Origin of the sequence: Nocardioides candidus (assembly GCF_041321175.1) — a bacterium.
In the GTDB taxonomy this organism is placed as follows: domain Bacteria; phylum Actinomycetota; class Actinomycetes; order Propionibacteriales; family Nocardioidaceae; genus Nocardioides.
The window spans coordinates 1,399,081-1,421,237 of sequence record NZ_JBGGWC010000001.1; the positions used below are offsets into that span (position 1 = coordinate 1,399,081).

Genomic DNA, 22,157 nt, shown 5'->3' on the forward strand with positions numbered 1-22,157 from the left:
CGCGGTCGGGCGGCTCGAGGTCGGCGCTCGTCAAGGTGTCGCGGGTGGGCGCGCTGGCGCCCCTTGCCGAGGAGCAGCTCCTCGGTGCCCGTACGACGCCAGCCCGGCCGGGATCGCCGCCCCGCCCGAGAAGTGGTCGGCCCACGAGCGCGACGGGCGGTGGGGGCGAGCGCCCTGGAGAGCGAGGTAGCCGCGGACGACGGCCGGCACCGCCGCCCGGACGCGTGGTGCCGGGTCGGGCAGGCGGTGGGTGGCGCGCAGCCGGTCGTCGAGCAGCGTCAGCAGCACCGGGTCGGCGAGGGGACGCAACGGGCCCGGGAACCAGCGGGCACGCCAGTCGGCGAAGAGCTGGTCGACGAGCGCCCGGCCACCCTCGGTGTAGCCGTAGCGGTCGGCCTCGTAGTCGCGCACCCACTGGAGGAGATCGGCGCGGGTGTCCGGCACCGTCAGCCCCATCCGCAGCCCGACCCCGCGCCAGAAGTGGAAGAGGCCGAGCAGCTCGTGCTCGGAGAACCGTGAGACCCCCACCAGGTCGAGGATCCGCTGCCCCTCGAACGCCAGCGAGCCGAGCGTGTAGAGCTTGTCGTCGTCGGTGATCCCGAACCGTGAGTGGATCTGCTCCATCCGGTCGATCGCCGCGCCGCCGCGTGCGCTGGAGTGGCCGTGGCGCAGCATCTCCCCGAAGAAGACGAGCGTGTGGTCGTTGCGCCGGCGCACGTCCTTCATGAGGTCGCCGGTGCCGGTGCGGTGGACGATCCGCGCGATCGACGGCACCGCGACCTGGCGCGTGAACGCGACGAGGTAGGCGGCGTGCACGAAGAACGCGTCGCCGTACCGCACCTCGACGCTGAGGTGGGCGATCTCCTCGTTGTCGCGCACCGGGTCGAGCGCGGCGATCCTGCGGGCGATCCGGCTGCCGGCGACGAGGCGCCGGTCAGCGAGGGGCGATGCGGAGCTCATGGCGACCTCCCAGGTCGATCTCGATGTCGGCGGTGCCTTCGGCATCGGCGGTCAGCGTGGGCAGCGCGGCGCCGCTGACGTCGTACGCGCGGCCGGGCTCGAGCCTGCCGACCCGGACGACCGTGCGCAGCGGCCGGGCGCCGGGGCGCAGCACCAGGTCGAGGGCCCGGCCGTCGGTGACGGCCCGAGCGACGAGCACGTCGGGATAGGCGGCCTCGGCCAGGACCGGCCCGCGCGACCAGGCCTCCGGTGCGCCGAAGACGACGAGGTCGCGCAGCGCACTGTGGCGGCCGAAGCGTCCGAGCGACGCGTAGAGGTTGGTGAAGGCCGACCCGTCGGCGTACCTCCTCGCGCCGGCGACCTCGTCGACCTCGCCCGCGTCGAGGTCGCGCTGCACCGCGCTCGCCAGCTCCTCGTCCCCGTGCTCGCGCGCAGCCATCAGCGTCACGACCTTGCTGTAGGTGTCGGTGCCGAGCTGGTAGCTGCCGGGATCCAGGCGGGCGGAGATCCCCGGCCGTGTCGTGGTGCGGCCGTCCTCGTGCAGCAGCTCGCGCTCGCGCAGGAGCCACCAGGTGCGGCGGGCGACGTCGGGCAGCGCCGCATGCATCCAGTACGACGTCGTGAGCTGCACGGCCGGGCCCGACCAGAAGTTCCAGGACAGTCCGAGGTGGCTGCTGCGCACCCCGACGATGCGCCCGTCGGGGCGCAGGAACTCGGTCTCGTAGGCGTGCCGCAGCTGCTCCTCGACGTCCGCGAAGTACGCCGTGCCGTGCTGGCGGTCGTGGCTGAGCATCGTGTTCATGCCGAAGGTGTTGCAGACGGTGTAGATCCAGTTGGGCTCGCAGGGGAAGAGCGCGAAGGGCGAGCGCTGCACGTTGCGGTGGACGGTCGCGGCGAGCGAGCCGAAGTCGTGGGCGTAGGCGGCGCGCTCGGACCAGCGGTAGGCCAGCGCGCCGGTCCGGGAGTAGCGCTCGTCGTTGAGGGCGGCGTACATCCCGACCATGACGCCGTGGAAGCCGGTCAGCATGATGTTCTCGCCGTTGTCCACCGGGTCGCGGTCGAACCGGACGTTTCCCCAGGCGTTCTCGAGCGCCCAGTAGCCCCAGACCCGTCGGTCGAGCATCTTCTCGATCGCGTTGCGCTGCGCCTCGGCGAGGTAGCCACCGAACGCCGGCGTGCGGGTGAACTGCGACATCGACAACGCGTAGCCGAGCGCGTTGAGCTGGTAGCGGGTCGCGGCCTCCCGGAACTGGTCGATGCGCGTGAACCCCTCGAAGGAGTCGAGCGGCTGGAGGGCGAGGTCGAGCGCGAACCGCAGGTGCGCGAGGTCGTCCTCGGTGTGCTCGGCGACGGGCACGCGGATGCCGAGGCCGGGCGCGCCGGTGATCACGAACTCGACCTGCGCCAGCCGCTCGTTGACCGCCGCGCCGACGCGGACCTGCCGCGCGTGGCGGACCAGGTAGGTCGCCCGGGCGAGGACGATCAGCGCCGGACCGGTGAGGAGGACGGCGACCGGGGCGCCGGTCGAGCCGTCGTGCGCCAGGGCGGCGCCGAGCGCGGCCGTGCCCAGCCAGACCAGCGGCGGCAGCACGGTGGGGCCGGTCGCCCACCACACGAAGATCGCGAGGAGGAAGCCGCCGAGCGCCAGTGCCCCGAGCACGGGGTGCCCGCCCGCGGCGAGTCCGCCGCCCGGCAGCGCGAGGCCCAGCCCCGCCGCGCGCCAGCCGGCGCTCGCGTCGAGGAGCACGGTCAGCAGGCCGAGCGACCACAGGGCGCCGTACACCACGATCGCGCGGCGCTGCCGCCGCGCGGTCGTCGCCGGCACCGCGCGCTGCGGCGTCGGGAGGAGCAGGCGGACCCGCTCGTCGCTCGCCACGGCGGTCATGCGCGCACCACCGCCACCAGGGCCCCGGCTGCGGCGAGCCAGAGGCCGGAGGCGTGGAACGCTGTGTCGCTCACCACCGAGCCCTCGGCCCAGGTGAACCACCCGAGCGCGTGCATGCCGACCACGCCGACGACGAACCAGGCGAGCCCGCACGTGACGAGCGCGGTGGCGAGAGCGGGTGCGGGAGCGGGTACGGCGATCGCGACCCCCGCTGCGGGTGCCAGGGAGCCCGGCGCCGGTCGCCGTGCGGGTGGCGCGAAGACGGCAGGTGCGGGGGCGTGCCCCGTGACACGCCACCAGCCGCGGCGCACCAGCGCGATCGCGGCGGCGAGAGCGATGCAGCAGCCCATCGGGACACCTCCAAGAAAATGAGAACGGTGGCGTTTCAGTTTCGAGGATGAAGTAGGAACGCCGACGTGTCAAGATGTTCGGTATGACCGAGGTCGTCCGTCCCTACCGTGGCGTCGCTGCCGACGAGCGGCGCTCGCTCCGCCGCGTCCAGCTGCTCGAGGCCTGCCTCGACGTTGTCGGGGAGCTCGGCGTCGCGGCGACGACCGCGGAGGCGATCTGCGCGCGGGCCGGCTTGTCGAAGCGCTACTTCTACGAGAGCTTCACCGATCGCGAGGCGATCCTGGTCGCCACGCTCGACGTGTTCTTCGAGGACGCCCGGAAGGCGATCCTGCCGGCGCTCACGGCGCCCGGCGCGACGCGGGAGGAGCGGTTGTCGGGCACGGTCGCCGCGCTCGTCGCCTCCGTGTCGGCGGACTCCCGGGCCGCCCGGCTCTACGTCGAGTCCTCGCGCAACCTCGCGCTGGAGCAGCGCCGGATCGCGGCCTACGACGACTTCGCCGACCTGCTGCTGGAGCACGCCTTCGCTGCCGGCTCGGAGGGGACGCGGGCGCGCGCCGTCGCGCTGCTCGTCGTCTCCGGCACCACCGAGGTCGTCGCGCGCTGGCTCGCCGGGGACCTGGACCTCGACGAGGCTGCTCTGGTCGAGACGATCGGCGGGGTCGGCGTCGCCGCCGCCTCGATGCTGGCGTAGCCGTCAGACGACGGCGAGGTCGATCGCCTCGGAGACGGTCAGGTCGCCGCCGACGAGGTTCCACTGCTTGCCGGACGTGCGGGGGTCGCCGAGGACCGCCGCCAGCACGGCAGCGACGTCGGCGCGGGTCACGTCGCCCCGCGGGACGTCCGGCCCGAGGGCGACCCGGCCAGTGGGCGCCTCGTCGGTGAGCCGGCCGGGACGCAGGATCGTCCAGTCCAGGTCCGCCGCGCGGAGGGCGGCGTCGGCGTCGCGCTTGGCCTCGACATAGGCACGCCACACCTCGCCGGTGTCCGGTGGCAGCGGGTTGTCGACGTCGATCGCCGAGACCTGCACGAACCGGCGGATCCCTGCCGAGCTGGCGCCGGCGATCGACTTCAGCGAGCCCTCCAGGTCGACGGTCTGCTTGCGGCGCGCGTTGCCGTCGGGACCGCCGCCCGCGGCGAACACGACCGCCTCGCACCCCGCGAACGCCTCAGCGAACGCGGCCGCGTCCTGCTGCTCGATGTCGAGCCGCCGTACGTCTGCGTCCAGGTCCTCCAGGTCGGGAGCGTGTGCCGGGTTGCGGACCAGCGCCACCGGGGTGTGCCCCGCCGCGACGAGGAGGGGGTGCAGCAGGCGGGCTATCTGGCCGTGACCACCGACGATCGCGATGCGCATGTCCTCCACCGTAGGCTGCGGCCCATGGCCGACTGCGTGTTCTGCGCGATCGTCGCGGGCGACCTCCCGGCCGACGTGGTGCTCGACGAGCCCGAGTTCCTGGGCTTCCTCGACCGGCGGCCCGTCTTCAAGGGCCACGTGCTGCTGGTGCCGCGGGCCCACCACGTCACGCTTCCCGACCTCCCGGCGGAGCTGCGCGACGGCTTCCTCGCTCACGCGCAGCGGCTGGCGACGGCCGTGGTCGACGGGTTGGGCGCGCAGGGGAGCTTCGTGGCGATGAACAACGTCGTCAGCCAGTCCGTGCCGCACCTGCACTGCCACGTGGTGCCGCGCACCAAGGGCGACGGACTGCGCGGGTTCTTCTGGCCGCGGACGAAGTACGCCGACGGCGAGGCCGAGCGGTACGCCGAGCGGCTGCGCGACGCTCTCGCTTGAGACCGGCCGCGAGCACCTCGCCGCGCCTCGATACGCTCGCTAGCGCTCGCTACTCGACGAACGCAGGAGAACAGCCATGGGTCGTTTCGACGGACGGGTCGCCGTCATCACCGGAGCAGCACGAGGCATCGGCTTCGGCACCGCCACGCGGTTCGCCGAGGAGGGTGCGTCGGTCGCGATCGTCGACCTCGACGAGTCCGCGGCCGCCGACGCCGCTGCGAGGCTGCCGTTGACCGACGGCGCCAAGGCGGTCGGCATCGGCGCCAACGTCTCCGACTCGGCCTCGGTCGACGCCGCCATCGAGCGCGTCGTCTCCGAGCTGGGCGGCATCCACGTGCTCGTCAACAACGCCGGCATCACCCGCGACAACCTCCTCTTCAAGATGACCGAGGAGGACTGGGACCTCGTCATGGGCGTGCACCTCAAGGGCGCCTTCCTCATGACGAAGGCCGCCCAGAAGCACTTCGTGGAGCAGAAGTACGGCAAGATCGTGAACATCTCGAGCATCTCCGCGCTCGGCAACCGCGGCCAGGCCAACTACTCGGCCGCCAAGATGGGCGTGCAGGGCCTGACCCGCACCCTCGGCATCGAGCTGGGTCCCTTCGGCATCAACACCAACGCGGTCGCCCCGGGCTTCATCGCGACCGAGATGACCGACGCCACCGCCGCCCGGCTGAAGCTCGACGTCGACGAGTTCCGCCGCCTCAACGCTGAGGCCAACCCGGTCAAGCGCGTCGGCTTCCCCGAGGACATCGCCGCCGCGGTCTGCTTCCTCGCCAGCGACGAGGCGTCGTACATCACCGGCCAGACCTTGTACGTCGACGGCGGCATCACCCTCGGCACCTGATCCCCGGGACACGCCGGGCGGCTCCCCGTCCGCTGCGCCCGTCGAGGCGCACACTGGAGCCATCGCAAAGTCGACTGAAACAGTAGACGACGACTGACCACCCCCCACCGACGACGGGAGTCCGACGTGCGTAACGCGCGCCAGCTCATCAGCATCACCGCCACCCTGACCGCCCTCAGCCTGGGGCTCGCCGCCTGCGGGGGTGACGACAAGAAGAGCGACGGGGGAGGCTCCGACGAGCCGTCCTCGAGCAAGTCGGCGAAGGCCGAGCCCGACACCTGGCCCCTCACGGGCCTCCCGGTCGACGGCGGGTCCTCGGAGCAGGACCACCCGGTGCTCGTGCTCAAGATGGACAACACCGAGTCCAGCGCCCCGCAGCAGGGCCTGTCGCAGGCCGACATGGTCGTGGAGGAGCTGGTGGAGGGCGGCATCACCCGGCTCGCGGCGTTCTTCTACTCCGAGATCCCCGGTGACGTCGGCCCGGTGCGCTCGATGCGGGCCAGCGACATCGGCATCGTCTCGCCGGTCGACGCCTCGATCGTCACCAGCGGTGGCGCGGGCGTCACGGTGAAGCGGATCACCGGTGCCGGCATCAAGATCTACAACGAGGGCAGCCCGGGGTTCTACCGGGAGAGCACCCGGAGCGCGCCGTACAACCTCTTCACCGACATGAAGAAGGTCGCCAAGGCCTCGGAGGACGGCACGGACGCGCGTCCGGCCGACTACCTCCCGTGGGGCACCGAGAAGGACCTGCCGGCGGGCAAGCCGGCAGGCACCATCACCGCCGACTTCGGCGGCTCGCACTCGACCAACTGGACCTTCGAGAACGGCACCTACGTCAACCAGAACACCTTCGCCGCGGACGGTGACGAGTTCCCGGCCGACAGCGTGCTGGTGCTCCGCGTCGACGTCGGCGATGCCGGCTACCTCGACCCCGCCGGCAACCCCGTGCCGGAGACGATCTTCAAGGGCGGCGGCAAGGCGCAGCTCTTCCACGCCGGCAAGGTCGTCGAGGGCACCTGGAAGAAGAAGGAGCTCGGCTCCGCGCTCGAGCTCTCGACCGCCGACGGCGACCTGAAGGTCCCCGCGGGCCGGGTGTGGATCGAGCTCGTCCCGGTGGACGCCAAGGGCGGATCGGTCACCTTCGGCAAGTAGCTCTCGTGGCGGTCGCCGGCGCGACCTCCTCGTCCATCAACTAATCGGCGTCGCGGTCGTTCCCGTCGGGAACGGCCGCGATCGCTGTCGGGAGCGGGAGACCGCTCTCGACCATGAGGCGCACGCTGGAGAGGAGGAAGGCGATGGCGCCCTCGACCCGCTCGGCGGCCTCCTCGGGATCGACCGCGCTCGCCACCGACTCCCCGGCCGAGGACATCGCGCCGAAGAAGATGCGCGCGTAGGTCTGGAGCATCGGCTCGTCGAGGTCCCACCTGCCCGCCTCGAGCACCGACCGGACGATGTCGAGCACGTTGGCGAAGGTCGAGCGCTCCTCCTGCTCACGGAAGCGCTCGTAGCCGAGGACCGCGGGGCCCTCCTGGATCACGATGCGGCGGTACGCCGGCTCCTGCACCACCACGAGGAACGCCCTTAGCCCGTCGAGGGCCTTGGTCCAGGGGTCCTTCTTGCCCCTGAGGGCCTTCTGGATGCGCTTCGACGCGTCCTGCTCGACCCGCTCGAAGACCGCCTCGAAGAGGGCCTGCTTGCCGGAGAAGTGGTGGTAGAGCGCGCCCTTGGTCACGCGGGCGCCCGCGACGATGGCGTCGAGCGACGCGGCGGCGTAGCCGGCCTGGGTGAAGCGCTCCTCCGCGACGTCGATCAGGGCGCGCTTGGTCGAGGCGGAGTACGCCGCCCGGCGTGATGCCGCCCCGACGGTCGGCACCTTCGGTACCTTGGGGACGAGTTTCGACACGGAAGCCTTCGCCACGCGCGCCAGCATATGTCGTACGTCACGTCCTGAGCCCCTGGGTGTGACCACCGTCCATGGCGGCCGTCACAGTCCGGGCCCGGGCGGTTCTGAGCGACTTCATCCGGGTGTTGGGGATCACGCGCGCTGGTGTTTGGCGTACCCGGATTCAGACGCATACTGGAAGTACGTACCAACGGTATGTCGGCTCCGGCCGGCTCCGTTCAACTGACAAGGAGCTGACCATGACCTGGAAGGCCTTTCACAACCGGGGCGAGACTCTCCGCTCCGTGATCGCCGCCTCTGCGCGTCGTCGGGACGGGATCCTCCCGATGGACGTCGACGGCGTCTCCGAGTTCTTCCGAGACGAGCTCGACCTGCTCGCCGCGCTGCAGCTGAAGTGGCACACCCGTCTTGCGGGCCACATCGAGGCCGAGCTCGCGCCGCAGCCGATGGACCTCGAGGCCGGCGTCGCCGCCGGTTGGGCCCGCGCCGCCGAGGAGCTGTCCGGCGTCCGGATGATCCTCGACCACTACCGCGACCACCCGGTGGACGACGCGATGGCCCAGGCCGTCGCGCGCTTCACCGCCAAGGAGCACCACTACCTCGCGGCGATGGCCGGCCTGGCCTCGATCGGCCGCGAGGAGGGGCAGTGGATCGGTGCCCGCATCGAGGAGCGCGCCCGCACCACCGAGGTCGGGCCGCCCGCCCTGGACCAGCCCGAGGACACCGGTCCTCGCGGCAGCCTGATCGACCGGCTGCGCGCCGTCGTCGCCGCCTGAGCCGACCCCGGCACCTCCCGGCCGGGCCTCCCTGACAGCCCCGGGCCGCACGCACATCCTCCCTCCCGTGCGTCGGCTCGGGGCTGTCGCCTTCCCTGACGCCTCCGCTGCGGCTCTCCCCGGCGCCTTCGGCGATCGGCGATGATGGGGGAGTGAACCCGATGGTCGCCGACCTCCGTGCCGGGATGCTGCTCGTGGCCACGTCCCAGCTTCTCGACCCCAACTTCGTCGACACCGTGATCCTGCTGCTCGACGTCAACGACGAGGGCGCCCTCGGGGTCGTCCTCAACAGACCGAGCGCCCTGCCGGTCTCCGAGGTGCTCGGAGAGTGGGGTGACGTGGTGGAGGAGCCCGAGGTGCTCTTCCAGGGCGGCCCGGTCTCGACCGACGGCGCGCTGGCGGTCGCCCTCGCGGCGCCCGGGGGCGAGGCGGCGGCCGGCTTCCGTGCCGTCGTCGAGAGGCTCGGCCTGCTCGACCTGGACACGCCGTCCGAGCTGGTCGCGGGCACGGTCGAGCGGCTCCGGATCTTCGCCGGCTACGCCGGCTGGGGCACCGGCCAGCTCCAGGCGGAGGTCGACGAGGGGAGCTGGTACGTCGTACCCGCACTCGTGGAGGACGTCTTCCGTCTCGACACCCGCGAGCTCTGGCGCGACGTGCTGCGGCGCCAGCCGGGCGACCTCGCGCTCCATGCCACCCGGCCCGCCGACCCCGAGCTGAACTGACTCCTGAACTAGAGTGGGGCCCGTGACCACGATCGGATTCTCGACAGACACGGACGTCCGTGAGGACCGCCGCACCGTCCCGACCGACGAGGGTGACCACGAGCGCTTCTCGCACTACGTCGACAAGGACAAGCTCACCGAGGCGATGGTGATGGGCACCCCGGTGGTGGCCCTGTGCGGGAAGGTCTGGGTGCCCAGCCGGGCCCCGGAGAAGTTCCCCGTCTGCCCGGACTGCAAGGAGATCTGGGACGGCCTGAGCGACGGTCCGGGCTCCGACGAGTGAGCGGCGGCGACGCAGCCGCCCCTCTCACCTCGCTCGGTCCGGCGTGGCCGGAGCGTGCGGCATGGGGTACGGCGCCCTCCCTGCGCGCGTGGCAGGCCGCCGCGCTGCGCGACTACCTCGAGCGCTCCCCGCGCGACTTCCTCGCGGTGGCGACGCCGGGTGCCGGCAAGACCACCTTCGCCCTGTCCGTGGCCGCCGAGCTGCTCGGCCGGCGCCAGGTCGACCGCATCATCATCGTCGCGCCGACCGAGCACCTGAAGCTGCAGTGGGCCGAGGCGGCCGCCAAGGCAGGCCTGCCGATCGACCCCACCTACTCCGCCGGCAGCGGGAAGATCAGCAGCGACTACGTCGGCGTGGCCGTGACCTACGCCGGCGTCGGCGTCAACCCGCTCGCACTGCGGATCCGCACGGAGCGGTTCAAGACGCTGGTGATCCTCGACGAGATCCACCATGCCGGTGACGCGCTGACGTGGGGCGAGGGCGTGCGCGAGGCGTTCGAGCCGGCAGCGCGCCGGCTGGCGCTGACCGGCACGCCCTTCCGCTCCGACATCAACCCGATCCCGTTCGTGACCTACGCCCCCGGTGACGACGGCGTGCCGCGCTCGGTCGCCGACTACACCTACGGCTACGCCGAGGCCCTCGCCGACCACGTGGTGCGGCCGGTCCTGTTCCTCGCCTACTCCGGCGAGATGCAGTGGCGCACCCGCGCGGGCGACGAGGTCGCGGCGAGCCTCGGCGAGCCGCTCACCAAGGACCTGACGGCCCAGGCGCTGCGCACCGCGCTCGACCCCGCGGGGTCGTGGATGCCCTCGGTCCTGCAGGCGGCCGACAAACGGCTCTCGGAGGTACGACGGCACGTGCCCGATGCCGGAGGCCTGGTCATCGCGACCGACCAGGACTCGGCTCGGGCCTATGCGAAGCTCTTGAAGGCGATCGCGGGCGAGTCCGCCACGGTCGTGCTCTCGGACGAGAAGGCCGCGTCGAAGAAGATCTCCGAGTTCAGCGCGAGCGACAGTCGCTGGCTGGTCGCCGTACGCATGGTGTCGGAGGGGGTCGACGTGCCGCGGCTCGCCGTAGGCGTCTACGCCACCACCACCTCCACCCCGCTCTTCTTCGCCCAGGCCGTCGGCCGGTTCGTGCGAGCGCGCACCCGTGGTGAGATCGCGTCGGTCTTCCTGCCGTCGGTGCCGCGGCTGCTCGGCTTCGCCTCCGAGCTCGAGCTCCAGCGCGACCACGTGCTGGGCCGCAAGGTCAGCGACGACGCCGACATCTTCGCCGCCGAGGACGACCTGCTCGCCCGTGCCCAGGCAGGGGAGTCCGCCTCCGCCGACGAGAAGGCGGTGCCGTTCGAGGCGCTCGGTTCCGAGGCGCGCTTCGACCACGCGCTCTACGACGGGGCCGCCTTCGGCCACGAGGGCGAGGTGCACGTCGGCTCCGACGAGGAGATGGACTTCCTCGGCATCCCGGGCCTCCTCGAGCCGGCGCAGATGAAGGAGCTCCTCCAGCAGCGGCAGGCCTCGCGCTCCAAGCCCCGGAAGCAGGCCGCCGCGCCCGACACGGTCGAGCAGGTCGCGACCCACGAGCAGCTGGCCGTGATGCGCCGCGAGCTCAACGGACTGGTCGCCGCCTGGAACCACCGCACGGGCCAACCGCACGGCATCACCCACGCCGCCCTCCGCAAGGAGTGCGGCGGCCCGGCCGCGGCCATCGCCAACGCCGAGCAGCTCAAGGCGCGGATCGACCGGATCCGCGAGTGGGCGGTCCGCAAGACGTCGTAGCGCCCGCCCGCCGAGCGCGCGCACGCGTGACGCAACCGGCCCTCGCCCGTTGACCCCAGGTATCTCGGGACAGCTACTCATGGGGGGCGAGATGTCCGGCTCGACGCGCGCGCTCGCGGTCGCCCTGGCCGCCGTGCTCGGGCTGACCCTCCTCGCGGCGCCGTCCTCGGCCGGGGCGCCGTCGTACCTCTCCCCGCAGGCCGCGGTCGCGGCCCCGCGCAAGGACGCGGGCGACGCCCTGCTCGAGCGGATCCGCCGGATCCCGATCGTCACCCGCGCCAGCGAGGCGGCGCACTCGCCGCGCGGCACGCGCTTCTTCCGGATCACCGTCGCGGTGCCGGTCGACTACAGCGACCCGACGGGCCCGACGTTCGGCCTGCGGGTGAACCTGCTCCACCGCGGCTTCGACCGGCCCACGGTCGTGGAGACCTCCGGCTACCGCCTGTGGGACGACCCCTACCGCGCCGAGGTCACCCGGCTCGTCGACGGCAACCAGCTCGACATCGAGCACCGGTTCTTCTCGCCCTCGCTGCCGGCGCACGCCGACTGGGCGACCCAGCTGACGATCCGGCAGGTCGCCGACGACCACCACCGGGTGGTCACCGCCTTCCGCCACCTCTACGACGGCCGGTGGCTGAGCACCGGTGACTCCAAGGGCGGCATGGCAGCGACGTACTACCGCCGGTTCTACCCCACCGACGTCAACGCGACCATCGCCTACGTCGCGCCCGACGACGTGGTCGACGACGTGGACGCCTACCCGGGGTTCCTCGCGAAGGTCGGCGGCCCGCGTCTGGCCGGCTGCCGCAACCGGCTGGTGGCGCTGCAGCGCCGGATGCTGGCCGAGCGCGGGTGGTTCCGTGGTCGGCTCGCGCGCTTCTCCTCGGCCAAGCACCTCAGCTGGGACTACGTCGGCAGCCTCGACCGCGGCTTCGAGGCGTCGGTGGTCGACATGTACTTCGCGTTCTGGCAGTACTGGGGCGTCCGCGCCTGCAAGGACGTCCCGGTCGCGCGGCGGATGAGCCGCGGGCAGGTGTGGCGCTACGCCGGCAGCGTGGAGCCGTGGGGCAACCTGTCCGACCAGCGTCGCTACTTCTCGCTGCCCTACCACTACCAGGCGGCGTCGCAGATCGGCGGACCGCAGCCCTTCGAGGGGCGGCTGCACGACCTTCTCGACTACCCGGGCGCCGACACCCCGGCCAACATCCTCCCGCCCGGCATGCGCCCGGCGACCTACGACGCCGACGCGATGGTCGACATCGACAGCTGGGTGCGCACCCGGGCCCGCCGGATGATCTTCGTCGACGGGCAGTACGACCCGTGGTCGGCCGAGCCGTTCCGCTGCGGCACCGACGGCGCCGAGCGGGCGTGCCGGCGGATGGTCGTGCCGCACGGCACGCACGGTGCGGTCGTCGCCGAGCTGCCGCGCCGCCAGCGGCTCGAGGCCGTGCGGCTGATCCGCCGGTGGGCGGGCGTCGGCGGGGTGCGGGGCCGGACCACGCCGTCGTACGACGGGAGCGCGCCGTGGGACGGGGCGCTCGACGACCGCTACCGCGACTGGGCGGCGAACGGCCGCCGTCGCGGCGGCATCCTGTAACACTGGCCCGGTGTCGCGCCGTCTCGGATCCCGCTCCCTCCTTCTGACGCTCGTGGTCGGGCTGGTCGCCGCTGTGCTCGCGCCGCTCGGCCCGTCGCCGTCGTACGCGCGCGGCGTCGAGCCGGCCGCGCACGTCGCGACCGGTCACCGGCTCGGGCTCCTCGCCCGGATCGAGCGGCTCGGCATCGTCGACTCGGTGCGGGAGGTGCCGTCGCTCGCGTTGCGGGGCACCCGGTTCTTCCGGATCTGGTACCGGCTGCCGGTCGACCACGACGACCCCGACGGGGCGACGTTCCGGCTGCGCGGCACCCTGATCCACCGCGGCACCGCCCGTCCCACCGTGTTCTCGACCTCGGGCTACGGCATCCGCACGTGGGACTTCCCCTACCTGACCGAGCCGACGCGGATCGTCGAGGGCAATCAGCTCGACCTCGAGCACAGGTTCTTCCGGCCGTCCCGTCCCGCCGACCCCGACTGGGCCGCCGAGCTCACGATCCGGCAGGCGGCCGCGGACCAGCACCGGGTCATCCGCGCGATGCAGCGCATCTACCGCGAGCCGTGGCTGTCGACGGGCATCTCGAAGGGCGGCATGACCGTCACCTACGAACGGCGCTTCCACCCGGGCGACGTGGCCGGCACCATCGCCTACGTCGCGCCCGACGACGCCGTCGACGCCGACGACGTCTACGGCGACTTCCAGGCGACGGTGGGCGGGCCGGCGTACGCCGACTGCCGCGCCGCGCTCGCCGCGGTGCAGCGCCGGATCCTCGAACGACGCGACTGGTTCGTCGCGCGCTACCGCACGCTGGTGCAGCGCCGCCACGACCACCTCGCCCTCGTCGGGGGAGCGGACCGTGCGGTCGAGATCGCGGCGGTGGAGGTCTACTTCGCGTTCTGGCAGTACCAGCCGGCCGCGGAGATGTGCAGCGAGGTGCCCGGCCCGGACGCGTCGAACCGCTCGGTGTGGTCGTTCGTCGACTACGTGCTCGAATGGGGGTTCCTCACCGACGAGGGCCTGCGCTACTACGTGCCCTACTACTTCCAGGCCGCGACCCAGCTGGGGGCGCCGGACCCCTACGAGGACAACGTCGCCGACCTGCTGCGCCACCCGGGCCACGACGTCCCCGCGACCTTCGTGCCCGACCGGCTCGAGCCGCTCACCTTCGACGCCTCGGCGATGCCCGACGTCGACAGCTGGGTGCGCACGTCGTCGTCACGGATGCTCTACGTGTACGGCGAGCTGGACCCCTGGAGCGCCGAGCCGTTCGACTGCGGCGACGACGGTGCGGCGCGGCAGTGCTCGGTCCACGTGGTGCCGGGTGGCAACCACGGGTCCGACCTGGCTCAGCTGCCCCGGGCCGAGCGGCGCGCGGCCGTCGCCCAGGTGCGGGCGTGGGCGGGACTCTCCGGTCAGCCGGCGTCGCCGATCAGCTCGGCCTCGGCCTCGTCGGCCGAGTGCGGCGTCGGCGCACCGTGCAGGGCCCGCTGGACCGTGCCCGCGCCGGAGACGGCGATCGCGACACCGACGGCGACCGCGGCAGCGCCGAACCAGAACGGTGCGTGGACCCCCTGGTGCTCGGCGAGCTTCAGCGCGACGTACGGCCCGACGGCGCCGCCGGTGAAGCGCACGAACGAGTAGGCGGCGCTGGCCACGGGTCGCTCGACCGGGGCGCTGCCCATCACGGCCTCGGTGACCAGGGTGTTGTTCACGCCGAGCACCGCACCGGCGGCGACGATGCCCGCGGCGACCACCGCCTCGTGGTCGGCGAGGACCGCCATCGCGCCGAGGTCGAGGGCGAAGAGGGTCAGGGCGCCGAGCATCGCGGGGACGGTGCCGAAGCGCCGCTGGAGAGCCGGCGCCACGACGACCGAGCTGAACGCGAGCAGCACGCCCCAGCCGAAGAACACCCAGCCGACCTGCATGATCCCGAAGCCCGGCAGGGCGAACGGGCCCGCCGCGAGCAGCGTGAAGAAGCCCAGGTTGTAGAAGACCGCGACGAGCGCGAGCACCAGCAGGGCCGGGTGGCGCAGGGCGCGGAACGGGTCGGCGAGGGAGGTACGGCGCCCGGTCGGCGGCGTCGCCGGGAGGAACCACGCCGTGGCGGCGACCGCGACGGTCATGAGGACCGAGACACCGAAGAAGGGCGCCCGCCACGACTGCTGACCGAGGAGGCCGCCGAGGAGCGGGCCCGAGGCGATGCCCAGGCCGAGCGCGGCCTCGAACAAGATGATCGCCTGCGCGAGCGAGCCGACCGAGGCGCTGACGATCGTGGAGAGCGCCGTCGCGATGAAGAGCGCGTTGCCCAGGCCCCAGCCGGCGCGGAAGCCGATGACCGCTCCGACGCTGCCCGAGGCCCCGGCCAGCCCGGCGAAGACGATGATCAGGGCGAGGCCGGTGAGCAGGGTCTTCTTCGGGCCGATGCGCGACGAGACGACGCCGGTGACGAGCATCGCGACGCCCATGACCGCCATGTAGCTGGTGAAGAGCAGGGAGACCTGACTCGGGGTCGCCTCGAGCTGGGCGGCGATCTCCTTCAGGATCGGGTCGACCAGTCCGATGCCCATGAAGGCGATCACGCATGCGAAGGAGACGGCCCAGACGGCGCGGGGCTGGCGCAGGAGGGACGACTTCTCCTCGGCGGGGCGGGCGGGGGCAGCGGTGGTCACTGGGAGGCTCCTTCGGAGGGGTCGGTGGTGACGGCGCGGAGCACCGCGACGGCCGCGGCGAGCTCCTCGACGGTGCGATCGGGGTGGGCGGCGAGGCGCTCGGCGACCAGCCGGGCGTTGATCTCGCGGATGCGGGCCAGCTCGCGGCGGCCGGCCTCGGTCAGGTCGACCAGGCTCCCGCGCGCGTCGGCGGGATTGGGCCGCGTGTCGACCCAGCCGAGGTCGCGGAGCCGGGCGACCGCGCCGGTCATCGTCGGCTGCGAGCACTGGTCGGCGGCCGCCAGTGCGGTCACGCCGAGGGCGCCGTGCTCGTCGAGCAAGGAGAGCACGCGAATGCCGGCCGGCTGCTCGAGGTTGCGGCGGATCAGCCGCACCAGGCGGGCGGCGTGGATCGCGAGGTCGCTGCTGAGCTGGTCGACGTGCGGGGTGGTCACGTTCCCCAGAATACATAGGAAACCTATGTAATTCGAATTCCTGTCGACGGCCGAGCCGCGCGTCGGCGGGTCGCGTGGTGGAATCGAGCGCATGGCTGTGCGTCACCTCTACCTCGCCCGGCACGCCGAGCCCGATGGTGACGGCGTCCTGACCGATCGTGGTGCCCGTCAGGCGGCCCTGCTCGGGCAGCGTCTCTCGGTGGTCCCGCTGACCTCGGTGCTGCACGGACCGCTGCCCCGGGCGACGGCGACGGCGCGTCTCGTCGCCGAGCAGCTGGCGGAGCCGGTGCAGGTCGCCGAGGTCGAGGCGGTCGGTGACTACGTCCCTTACGTGCCGACCGCCGACGAGGTCGCGCCGGAGCACCGCGCCGAGGTGTTCGGCTTCCTCGCCGAGGTGTCGGCGGAGGAGGCGGTGCACGGAGCGGAGCTTGCCGCCGAGGCCGTTCGGCTGCTGGCGGGACCCGAGTCGGGCGAGGAGGACAGCCACTGCCTCGTGGTGACGCACGCGTTCACCGTCGGGTGGCTGGTACGCCACGCGCTCGGCGCGCCGCCGTGGCGGTGGTGGGGGCTCGGCTTCGGCCATGCCGCGCTGACGGTGCTGCGCTACCACCCGGACCGGCCGCCCACGGTCGTGGTGGTCAACGACATGTCGCACCTTCCCGAGGACCTGCGGTGGACCGGCTTCCCGGCCCACCTGCGACTCTGATCCGGTAGGCGATACTGGCCGCCATGCCGACCTACGTGGCCTTCCTCCGGGCGATCAACCTGGGCGCGAAGCGCAAGTTCCCCAAGGGCGACATCGTGACCGCGACCGAGGCGGCCGGGGCCACCGACGTCCAGACCTACATCAACACCGGCAACGTGCTCCTCACCTCGAGGCTGAGGTCACGGGCAAAGGTCGAGGCGGCACTCGAGAAGGCCTACGAGGAGCACACCGGCTTCGCCGTACCGACGATCGCGTTCACGCCGGCCGAGCTGGCCCAGGTCGCCGCCGACGCGCAGGAGCTGACCTCGCCCGACCTCGAGCGGCACTACCTGTACCTGCTGAAGGAGCCACCCGCCGCCGCGGCGGTGGAGAAGCTGCTGGCCAAGGAGGGCGCGGCCGACCGGGTCGTGGTCCGCGGTCGCGCGGCCCACCTCCTCCTCGGCAAGGAGTACGTCGCCGGCAACGTCGACCCCTGGGGCGTGGAGAAGTCCCTGGGCGTGGTCGCCACCAACCGCAACCTCAACGTCGTCACGACGCTGTCACAGAAGTGGTGCTCGTGACCGTCGCGCGGGTCATCGAGCGGACGGACCGCGACGTGAGGGTGAGCAGCGAGATCGCGCAGTAGGCGACGCCGGCGGCGAGGATCATGTGCTGGAGCCCGAAGTGGGCGCCGAGCGGACCGAACGCGAGCTGCCCGACCGGGATCGCGACGAACGAGCCCAGCATGTCGTAGGAGTAGACCCGCGACAGCATGTCCGGCGGGACGTGCTCCTGCATCGCGAGCTCCCATCCAAGGCCGAAGATCTCGATCCCCGCACCGCCCACGAACGCCGCCACCATCAGCACCCAGAGCTCGGTCGTCGAGCCGAGCGCGATCATCTGGCCGGCGTACACGGCGCAGCCGAGCATGCCGTAGAGCAGCGGGCGTCGCAGGGGCACGCGGAGCAGCACGACCGAGGTGGTCACCAGGCCGGCAGCTCCGGCGCTGAGGATCAGGGCCCAGCCGTGGACCCCGATCTCGCTCGCCTTGGCGTGCGCCGGGCCGAGGGTGCTGAAGCCGCCGCTCGACAACGCGTTGAGCGCGCCGAAGCCGAGCACGATGACCCACAGCCAGGTGGTGCGGCGGAAGAACCCCCAGCCGGTCCGCAGGTCCTTGACGATGCTGTCGCCGCCGCCCTTGCGCGCCGCCGGTGCCGGCAGCTTGATGGGCAGGAGGAGGGCGGCGGAGACGAAGTACGTCGCCCCGTTGATCGCGATCGCCCAGCCCGGTCCGAGGCCGACCACCAGGGCGCCCGCGGCGGCCGGCGCGATCACCAGCGAGATGTTGCGCAGCAGCCCGTTGAGGGCGTTGGCCTGCTGCAACGCGCCCTCGGGCGCGAGCTGGGGGAGCAGCCCGGCGAGCGCGGGCTGGTTCGCGGCGGCCGCGACGCCGTTGACCGCGGTGAGTGCCGCGAGCTGCCACACCTGCGCGTGGCCGCTGAGGATGAGGGCCGCGATCGCGATCGCCGTCGTGCCCGCGGTCAGGTTGCTGAGCTGGATGATCGCCGTGCGGCCGAAGCGGTCGGCGAGCACGCCGCCGAGGAGCACGAACATGACCATCGGGATGCTGTGCGCGGCGAGCACGATGCCGAGGGCGCTCGGTGAGCTGCTCACCTCGAGCACGGCGAACGCCAGTGCGACGCTGCCCATGATGTCGCCGAGGAGGTCGACGGCCCGGGACGCGAAGTACCACCGGAAACGGCGGTCGCGCAGGGGTGCGAGTGCGGGGCCCTTCATGACTGCTCCTTCTCGTCGGGCTTGTCGCCCTGCTGCTCCGTCATGCGGAAGGCCGCGACGGTGAGGTTGACGGGGATCGTGCCCTCCGTGCGGGGGCGCTGGGCCTGCTCGTGGAGCAGGTGTGACGCATGGGCGAGCGTCGCGACGACCTCGTCCCAGGTCTCGGGCGCGACCCAGAGCTCGGCGTCGGTGAACGTGCCCTTCCCTGGGCGGTGCTGCTCGAAGCGACGGAGCAGCTCGCTGCTCATCGCCCGCACCTCGCCGGCCAGGCCGTCGGGGGAGGCCGTCGCGTCGCGGGTCATGTCGTAGCGGTAGCGCTTGGCCACACCGCCGCGGATCCGCTCCTCGCTCTCGACCACCAGCAGTCCGACGTCGTGGAGCTGGCGCAGGTGGTACGACGCGTTCGCGTGGGTGATGTCGAGCTCGCGGGCGACCTCGGCCGCGCTCATCGCGCTGCCGGTCAGCAACGACAGCATCCGCAACCGCAGCGGATGGGCCGCCGCCCGCAGCGAGCTGATCTCGTCCTCGCTCATCGCCTGTCTCCTGCCTCGGGGCGGTGGCCCCACTGTCAAAGAACTCTTGGGGAGTAGTGGACCACGGCGTCGCCGTACTGTCAAACACTTATTGGGGAGTGGGTTGGGCACGCGCTCGCCGGGACTCGCGGTAACTCAGTGTTCGGTCCGCTCGGAGGGCGCGCCGATCGCTTGGTGGGTGCTGTGACCGGTCCTAGGACCGAGGTAGCGCACCGATCGCCGTGGGAGCGGACCTAACACTGAGTTACAGCACCCGCCCGCGGACAGCCCGCGACCCGCCCGCGGGACCCCCGCACCAGCCCTGTGCCACGATGGTGACCGTGACGACCGCGAGCCCCGTGACAGCGGATCCGGACGTCGAGGAGGACCTCACGCCCGACGAGGTGACGCTGACCGACACGCCTTGGGTGACCGTGGTGTGGAACGACCCGGTCAACCTGATGTCCTACGTGACCTACGTCTTCCAGAAGTACTTCGGCTACTCGAAGAAGAAGGCGGAGAAGCTGATGCTCGAGGTCCACGAGGACGGCAGGTCGGTGGTGAGCAACGGCTCGCGCGAGGAGATGGAGCGCGACGTGCAGGCGATGCACGAGTACGGCCTCTGGGCGACGCTCTCGAAGAGCGAGTGACGGGACCGACGACATGGCGGGATTCGTCCGGCACCGCCGGAGCAAGCGCATCATCGCGACCTTCTCCGGCTTCGAGGCCGACCTGCTGCGCTCCCTCGCCGCCCAGCTCGTCGAGCTGCTCCGCAACGAGGCCGCGATCCCCACCGAGAGCACCGACCCGCTGGCCGAGCTGTTCGCGGACTTCTCCGGACCTACCACCCTGCCCGAGGACCCGGTCCTCGCGCGGCTCTTCCCCAACGCCTACCGCGAGGACGGCGAGGCGGCAGCGGAGTTCCGCCGGTTCACCGAGAGCAGCCTCCGCGACGGGAAGGCCCGCGCTGCCGGCGCCATCATCGACGGCCTCGAGGAGGCCGGCCTGCCGTCGGAGCCGACGGACGAGGAGCTGACGATCGACGTCGAGCTTGACCTCGAGGCCGCCGAGGTGTGGATGCGGGCGCTCACCGACCTGCGGCTCGCGCTCGGCACCCGGCTCGAGGTCGAGGAGGGGGACGAGGACTACTGGTACTCCCTCCCCGACGACGACCCCCGCGGCCAGGCCCACCACATCTACGAGTGGCTGGGCTACCTCCAGGAGACGCTGATCCAGGCGCTCGGCGGCTGATCGGTCGGCGTCAGCCGGCCGGCTTCACCGCCAGCACCGGGCACGGCGCGTCGAGGATCACCCGTTGCGCCACGCTGCCGAGCAGCAGCTTGCCGACGGGGGACCGGTGCCGCACGCCCACGACGACGAGCTCGGCGTCCTCCTCGGCGACGGCGGCGAGCACGGCGTCGGCCACGTCCGGTACGACGTCGTGGCGGACCGCGACCTCGAGGCCCTCGGCCTCCAGGTCCGCCTGCACGGCCGCGATGTCCGCGTCCTGCGCGAACCTCGAGTCCACGAGGCTGTCGCCGCGGGTGGCGTTGACGACGACCAACCGGGCGCCGTCCTTGCGGGCCAGCCCTGCCGCGTGGTCGAGGGCGGCCTTGCCGTAGCTGTCCGCGCTGTAGGCGACCACGATGCTCATCGCTCGACCAGCTCCTTGTCGTCGACGGGACCGCCGGACGCGGTCGGGGCGGGGGTGGGGCGGCGCAGCCCGTTGATCGCGACGGCGGCCAGCAGCACGCCGATCACCACGTAGACCGCGACCGCGACCGGCTCGCTCCACAGCGTGCTGACGTCACCGCTGGAGATCGCGAGGGCCTCCGTCAGCTGCATCTCCATCTTCGGTCCGAGGATGACGGCGACGATGAGGGGCAGCACCGGGATCCCGAATCGACGCATCGCGAGCCCGAGCACGCCGAAGGCGAGCAGCAGGGCCAGGTCGAAGGCCTGGAAGTTGACGCTGTAGGCGCCCAGGCAGGCGAAGAAGAGGATGCCGGCGTAGAGCTGCGGACGGGGGATCCGGAGCAGCTTCGCCCAGAGCGGCGCGAGCGGCAGGTTGATGACCAGCAGCAGGGTGTTCGCGATGACCAGGCTCGCGAGCAGCGCCCAGACCAGGCCGGGCTCGTTGTCGAGCAGCAGCGGGCCGGGCTGGATGCCGTAGCTCGTGAGTGCCGACAGCATGATCGCGGCGGTCGCGGTGGTCGGCAGGCCGAGCGTGAGGAGCGGCAGGAGGGTGCCGGCGGCCGAGGCGTTGTTGGCGGCCTCCGGCCCGGCGACGCCCTCGATGGCGCCCTTGCCGAACTCCTCGGGGTGCTTCGAGAGCTTCTTCTCGGTGAGGTACGACATGAACGTCGGCACCTCGGCGCCGCCGGCCGGGAGGGCGCCGAACGGGAAGCCCCACGCGGTCCCGCGGAGCCACGGCTTCCACGACCGGCGCCAGTCCTCGCGCCCCATCCAGGGCTGTCCGACGGGGATGATCTCCAGCGGCTTGCGGCGGAGGTGCGCGGCGACCCACAGGGCCTCGCCGACGGCGAAGATCGCGACCGCGACGACCACGATGTCGATGCCGTCCGCGAGCTTGGCCTCGCCGAGGGTGAGGCGGGGCTGGCCGGTCTGGGTGCCGACGAGACCGATCGTCAGGCCGAGGAAGAGGGCGATGAAGCCGCGGAGCCTCGACCGGCCGAGCGCGGTGGTGACCGCGATGAAGGCCAGCAGCATGAGCGCGAAGTACGACGGCGCGCCGAGCTTGACGACGAGGTCGGACACCCGCGGCGTGAGGATCCACAGCAGCACGGTGCCGATGGTCCCGGCGACGAACGACCCGATCGCGGCGGTGGCGAGCGCCTGGGCCGCGCGGCCCTTCTTCGCCATCTTGTTGCCCTCGATCGCCGTCACGACCGAGGAGGACTCGCCGGGTGTGTTGAGCAGGATCGAGGTCGTCGAGCCGCCGTACATGCCGCCGTAGTAGACACCGGCGAACATGATGATCGCGCTGTCCGGACCGACCGAGTAGGTGACCGGGAGCAGCAGGGCGAGCGTCATCGCGGGCCCGATGCCCGGCAGCACGCCGACGGCGGTGCCGAGGATCACGCCGACGCAGGCGAAGAGCAGGTTGGTGGGGGTCAGGGCCTGTTGGAAGCCCTCGAGAAGCAGGTCCAT

General features: G+C 72.2%; 24 protein-coding genes and 1 pseudogene. 14 read left to right on the top strand and 11 right to left on the bottom strand.

Features of this window, described 5'->3' with window-relative positions; all coding sequences use genetic code 11:
• Positions 1 to 30: 30 nt before the first annotated feature.
• From ACAX67_RS06970 to ACAX67_RS06980, 3 genes are read right to left on the bottom strand one after another with little or no spacing between them, the layout of a single operon-like run.
• Positions 31 to 960 (bottom strand): oxygenase MpaB family protein, encoded by a 930-nt coding sequence (locus tag ACAX67_RS06970; protein ID WP_370703087.1) that lies wholly within the window; start codon positions 958 to 960, stop codon positions 31 to 33.
• A complete protein-coding gene (locus tag ACAX67_RS06975; RefSeq protein ID WP_370703088.1) occupies positions 935 to 2,845 on the bottom strand; it encodes a linalool dehydratase/isomerase domain-containing protein in 1,911 nt (636 codons plus the stop codon). Before ACAX67_RS06975 ends, ACAX67_RS06970 begins: the two co-directional genes overlap by 26 nt.
• A complete protein-coding gene (locus ACAX67_RS06980; RefSeq protein WP_370703089.1) occupies positions 2,842 to 3,195 on the bottom strand; it encodes a hypothetical protein in 354 nt (117 codons plus the stop codon). The genes ACAX67_RS06975 and ACAX67_RS06980 overlap by 4 nt, the downstream gene beginning before the upstream one ends.
• An 83-nt stretch (positions 3,196 to 3,278) precedes the next feature.
• Between ACAX67_RS06980 and ACAX67_RS06985 the strand changes: the two genes are divergently transcribed.
• The gene (locus ACAX67_RS06985) at positions 3,279 to 3,887 is read left to right on the top strand and encodes a TetR/AcrR family transcriptional regulator (protein ID WP_370703090.1); all 609 of its coding nucleotides are present in this window, start codon (positions 3,279 to 3,281) and stop codon (positions 3,885 to 3,887) included.
• 3 nt (positions 3,888 to 3,890) lie between these two features.
• Here the strand turns inward: ACAX67_RS06985 and ACAX67_RS06990 are convergent, their stop codons facing one another.
• Complete coding sequence (locus ACAX67_RS06990; RefSeq protein WP_370703091.1) at positions 3,891 to 4,547, bottom strand: NAD(P)H-binding protein; 657 nt, start codon at positions 4,545 to 4,547, stop codon at positions 3,891 to 3,893.
• A gap of 24 nt (positions 4,548 to 4,571) precedes the next feature.
• Here ACAX67_RS06990 and ACAX67_RS06995 point away from each other — a divergent pair, with 24 nt between their 5' ends.
• From ACAX67_RS06995 to ACAX67_RS07005, 3 genes are all read left to right on the top strand, one after another.
• On the top strand, positions 4,572 to 4,982 hold the full coding sequence (locus tag ACAX67_RS06995) for an HIT family protein (RefSeq protein ID WP_370703092.1): 411 nt from the start codon (positions 4,572 to 4,574) through the stop codon (positions 4,980 to 4,982).
• Positions 4,983 to 5,058: 76 nt separating this feature from the next.
• Positions 5,059 to 5,829 (top strand): SDR family NAD(P)-dependent oxidoreductase, encoded by a 771-nt coding sequence (locus ACAX67_RS07000; RefSeq protein WP_370703093.1) that lies wholly within the window; start codon positions 5,059 to 5,061, stop codon positions 5,827 to 5,829.
• A 126-nt stretch (positions 5,830 to 5,955) separates the two neighbouring features.
• The gene (locus tag ACAX67_RS07005; RefSeq protein WP_370703094.1) at positions 5,956 to 6,984 is read left to right on the top strand and encodes a DUF3048 domain-containing protein; all 1,029 of its coding nucleotides are present in this window, start codon (positions 5,956 to 5,958) and stop codon (positions 6,982 to 6,984) included.
• Positions 6,985 to 7,024: 40 nt separating this feature from the next.
• On the opposite strand, the gene ACAX67_RS07010 is transcribed toward ACAX67_RS07005, so the two are convergent.
• The gene (locus tag ACAX67_RS07010) at positions 7,025 to 7,750 is read right to left on the bottom strand and encodes a TetR/AcrR family transcriptional regulator (protein ID WP_370703095.1); all 726 of its coding nucleotides are present in this window, start codon (positions 7,748 to 7,750) and stop codon (positions 7,025 to 7,027) included.
• Between the two features lie 224 nt (positions 7,751 to 7,974).
• Here ACAX67_RS07010 and ACAX67_RS07015 point away from each other — a divergent pair, with 224 nt between their 5' ends.
• The 6 genes and pseudogenes from ACAX67_RS07015 to ACAX67_RS07040 all read left to right on the top strand — a co-directional run.
• Entirely contained in the window at positions 7,975 to 8,511 is a 537-nt protein-coding gene (locus ACAX67_RS07015) for a hypothetical protein (RefSeq protein WP_370703096.1), read from the top strand.
• Positions 8,512 to 8,672: 161 nt separating this feature from the next.
• Positions 8,673 to 9,233 (top strand): YqgE/AlgH family protein, encoded by a 561-nt coding sequence (locus ACAX67_RS07020; protein WP_370703644.1) that lies wholly within the window; start codon positions 8,673 to 8,675, stop codon positions 9,231 to 9,233.
• 22 nt (positions 9,234 to 9,255) lie between these two features.
• Positions 9,256 to 9,516: a DUF3039 domain-containing protein gene (locus ACAX67_RS07025; protein WP_370703097.1), complete on the top strand. Its 261-nt coding sequence runs from the start codon at positions 9,256 to 9,258 to the stop codon at positions 9,514 to 9,516.
• Positions 9,513 to 11,294: a DEAD/DEAH box helicase gene (locus ACAX67_RS07030; protein WP_370703098.1), complete on the top strand. Its 1,782-nt coding sequence runs from the start codon at positions 9,513 to 9,515 to the stop codon at positions 11,292 to 11,294. Before ACAX67_RS07025 ends, ACAX67_RS07030 begins: the two co-directional genes overlap by 4 nt.
• Before the next feature lie 91 nt (positions 11,295 to 11,385).
• Complete coding sequence (locus ACAX67_RS07035; protein WP_370703099.1) at positions 11,386 to 12,891, top strand: S28 family serine protease; 1,506 nt, start codon at positions 11,386 to 11,388, stop codon at positions 12,889 to 12,891.
• Positions 12,892 to 13,096: 205 nt separating this feature from the next.
• Positions 13,097 to 14,245: pseudogene (locus ACAX67_RS07040) on the top strand (S28 family serine protease); the annotation flags it as partial.
• Positions 14,246 to 14,301: 56 nt separating this feature from the next.
• Here the strand turns inward: ACAX67_RS07040 and ACAX67_RS07045 are convergent.
• Complete coding sequence (locus tag ACAX67_RS07045) at positions 14,302 to 15,558, bottom strand: MFS transporter (protein WP_370703100.1); 1,257 nt, start codon at positions 15,556 to 15,558, stop codon at positions 14,302 to 14,304.
• Entirely contained in the window at positions 15,555 to 15,992 is a 438-nt protein-coding gene (locus ACAX67_RS07050) for a MarR family winged helix-turn-helix transcriptional regulator (RefSeq protein ID WP_370703101.1), read from the bottom strand. The genes ACAX67_RS07045 and ACAX67_RS07050 overlap by 4 nt, the downstream gene beginning before the upstream one ends.
• 91 nt (positions 15,993 to 16,083) lie before the next feature.
• Between ACAX67_RS07050 and ACAX67_RS07055 the strand changes: the two genes are divergently transcribed.
• Complete coding sequence (locus tag ACAX67_RS07055; RefSeq protein ID WP_370703102.1) at positions 16,084 to 16,698, top strand: histidine phosphatase family protein; 615 nt, start codon at positions 16,084 to 16,086, stop codon at positions 16,696 to 16,698.
• Between the two features lie 23 nt (positions 16,699 to 16,721).
• Positions 16,722 to 17,258: a DUF1697 domain-containing protein gene (locus ACAX67_RS07060; RefSeq protein ID WP_370703103.1), complete on the top strand. Its 537-nt coding sequence runs from the start codon at positions 16,722 to 16,724 to the stop codon at positions 17,256 to 17,258.
• Here ACAX67_RS07060 and ACAX67_RS07065 read toward each other — a convergent pair.
• Together ACAX67_RS07065 and ACAX67_RS07070 are read right to left on the bottom strand one after the other, a co-directional pair.
• Positions 17,227 to 18,474 carry an MFS transporter gene (locus ACAX67_RS07065; RefSeq protein WP_370703104.1) on the bottom strand — a complete coding sequence of 416 codons (1,248 nt, stop codon included), beginning with the start codon at positions 18,472 to 18,474 and terminating at the stop codon, positions 17,227 to 17,229. The genes ACAX67_RS07060 and ACAX67_RS07065 overlap by 32 nt on opposite strands.
• The gene (locus tag ACAX67_RS07070) at positions 18,471 to 19,007 is read right to left on the bottom strand and encodes an ArsR/SmtB family transcription factor (RefSeq protein ID WP_370703105.1); all 537 of its coding nucleotides are present in this window, start codon (positions 19,005 to 19,007) and stop codon (positions 18,471 to 18,473) included. The genes ACAX67_RS07065 and ACAX67_RS07070 overlap by 4 nt, the downstream gene beginning before the upstream one ends.
• A gap of 320 nt (positions 19,008 to 19,327) precedes the next feature.
• Between ACAX67_RS07070 and clpS the strand changes: the two genes are divergently transcribed.
• Positions 19,328 to 19,636, top strand: a complete 309-nt coding sequence (gene clpS, locus ACAX67_RS07075; RefSeq protein WP_370703106.1) for an ATP-dependent Clp protease adapter ClpS — start codon at positions 19,328 to 19,330, stop codon at positions 19,634 to 19,636.
• Between the two features lie 13 nt (positions 19,637 to 19,649).
• The gene (locus tag ACAX67_RS07080) at positions 19,650 to 20,237 is read left to right on the top strand and encodes a DUF2017 domain-containing protein (protein ID WP_370703107.1); all 588 of its coding nucleotides are present in this window, start codon (positions 19,650 to 19,652) and stop codon (positions 20,235 to 20,237) included.
• A 10-nt stretch (positions 20,238 to 20,247) separates the two neighbouring features.
• Here the strand turns inward: ACAX67_RS07080 and ACAX67_RS07085 are convergent, their stop codons facing one another.
• Positions 20,248 to 20,640, bottom strand: a complete 393-nt coding sequence (locus ACAX67_RS07085) for a universal stress protein (RefSeq protein ID WP_370703108.1) — start codon at positions 20,638 to 20,640, stop codon at positions 20,248 to 20,250.
• Positions 20,637 to 22,157 carry a tripartite tricarboxylate transporter permease gene (locus tag ACAX67_RS07090; RefSeq protein ID WP_370703109.1) on the bottom strand — a complete coding sequence of 507 codons (1,521 nt, stop codon included), beginning with the start codon at positions 22,155 to 22,157 and terminating at the stop codon, positions 20,637 to 20,639. The genes ACAX67_RS07085 and ACAX67_RS07090 overlap by 4 nt, the downstream gene beginning before the upstream one ends.

Coding starts and splice junctions, on each gene's coding strand:
- ACAX67_RS06970 (WP_370703087.1), bottom strand. CDS start 960: ATGAGCTCCGCATCGCCCCTCGCTGACCGGCGCCTCGTCGCCGGCAGC.
- ACAX67_RS06975 (WP_370703088.1), bottom strand. CDS start 2,845: ATGACCGCCGTGGCGAGCGACGAGCGGGTCCGCCTGCTCCTCCCGACG.
- ACAX67_RS06980 (WP_370703089.1), bottom strand. CDS start 3,195: ATGGGCTGCTGCATCGCTCTCGCCGCCGCGATCGCGCTGGTGCGCCGC.
- ACAX67_RS06985 (WP_370703090.1), top strand. CDS start 3,279: ATGACCGAGGTCGTCCGTCCCTACCGTGGCGTCGCTGCCGACGAGCGG.
- ACAX67_RS06990 (WP_370703091.1), bottom strand. CDS start 4,547: ATGCGCATCGCGATCGTCGGTGGTCACGGCCAGATAGCCCGCCTGCTG.
- ACAX67_RS06995 (WP_370703092.1), top strand. CDS start 4,572: ATGGCCGACTGCGTGTTCTGCGCGATCGTCGCGGGCGACCTCCCGGCC.
- ACAX67_RS07000 (WP_370703093.1), top strand. CDS start 5,059: ATGGGTCGTTTCGACGGACGGGTCGCCGTCATCACCGGAGCAGCACGA.
- ACAX67_RS07015 (WP_370703096.1), top strand. CDS start 7,975: ATGACCTGGAAGGCCTTTCACAACCGGGGCGAGACTCTCCGCTCCGTG.
- ACAX67_RS07020 (WP_370703644.1), top strand. CDS start 8,673: ATGGTCGCCGACCTCCGTGCCGGGATGCTGCTCGTGGCCACGTCCCAG.
- ACAX67_RS07035 (WP_370703099.1), top strand. CDS start 11,386: ATGTCCGGCTCGACGCGCGCGCTCGCGGTCGCCCTGGCCGCCGTGCTC.
- ACAX67_RS07055 (WP_370703102.1), top strand. CDS start 16,084: ATGGCTGTGCGTCACCTCTACCTCGCCCGGCACGCCGAGCCCGATGGT.
- ACAX67_RS07060 (WP_370703103.1), top strand. CDS start 16,722: ATGCCGACCTACGTGGCCTTCCTCCGGGCGATCAACCTGGGCGCGAAG.
- ACAX67_RS07065 (WP_370703104.1), bottom strand. CDS start 18,474: ATGAAGGGCCCCGCACTCGCACCCCTGCGCGACCGCCGTTTCCGGTGG.
- ACAX67_RS07070 (WP_370703105.1), bottom strand. CDS start 19,007: ATGAGCGAGGACGAGATCAGCTCGCTGCGGGCGGCGGCCCATCCGCTG.
- ACAX67_RS07080 (WP_370703107.1), top strand. CDS start 19,650: ATGGCGGGATTCGTCCGGCACCGCCGGAGCAAGCGCATCATCGCGACC.
- ACAX67_RS07085 (WP_370703108.1), bottom strand. CDS start 20,640: ATGAGCATCGTGGTCGCCTACAGCGCGGACAGCTACGGCAAGGCCGCC.
- ACAX67_RS07090 (WP_370703109.1), bottom strand. CDS start 22,157: ATGGACCTGCTTCTCGAGGGCTTCCAACAGGCCCTGACCCCCACCAAC.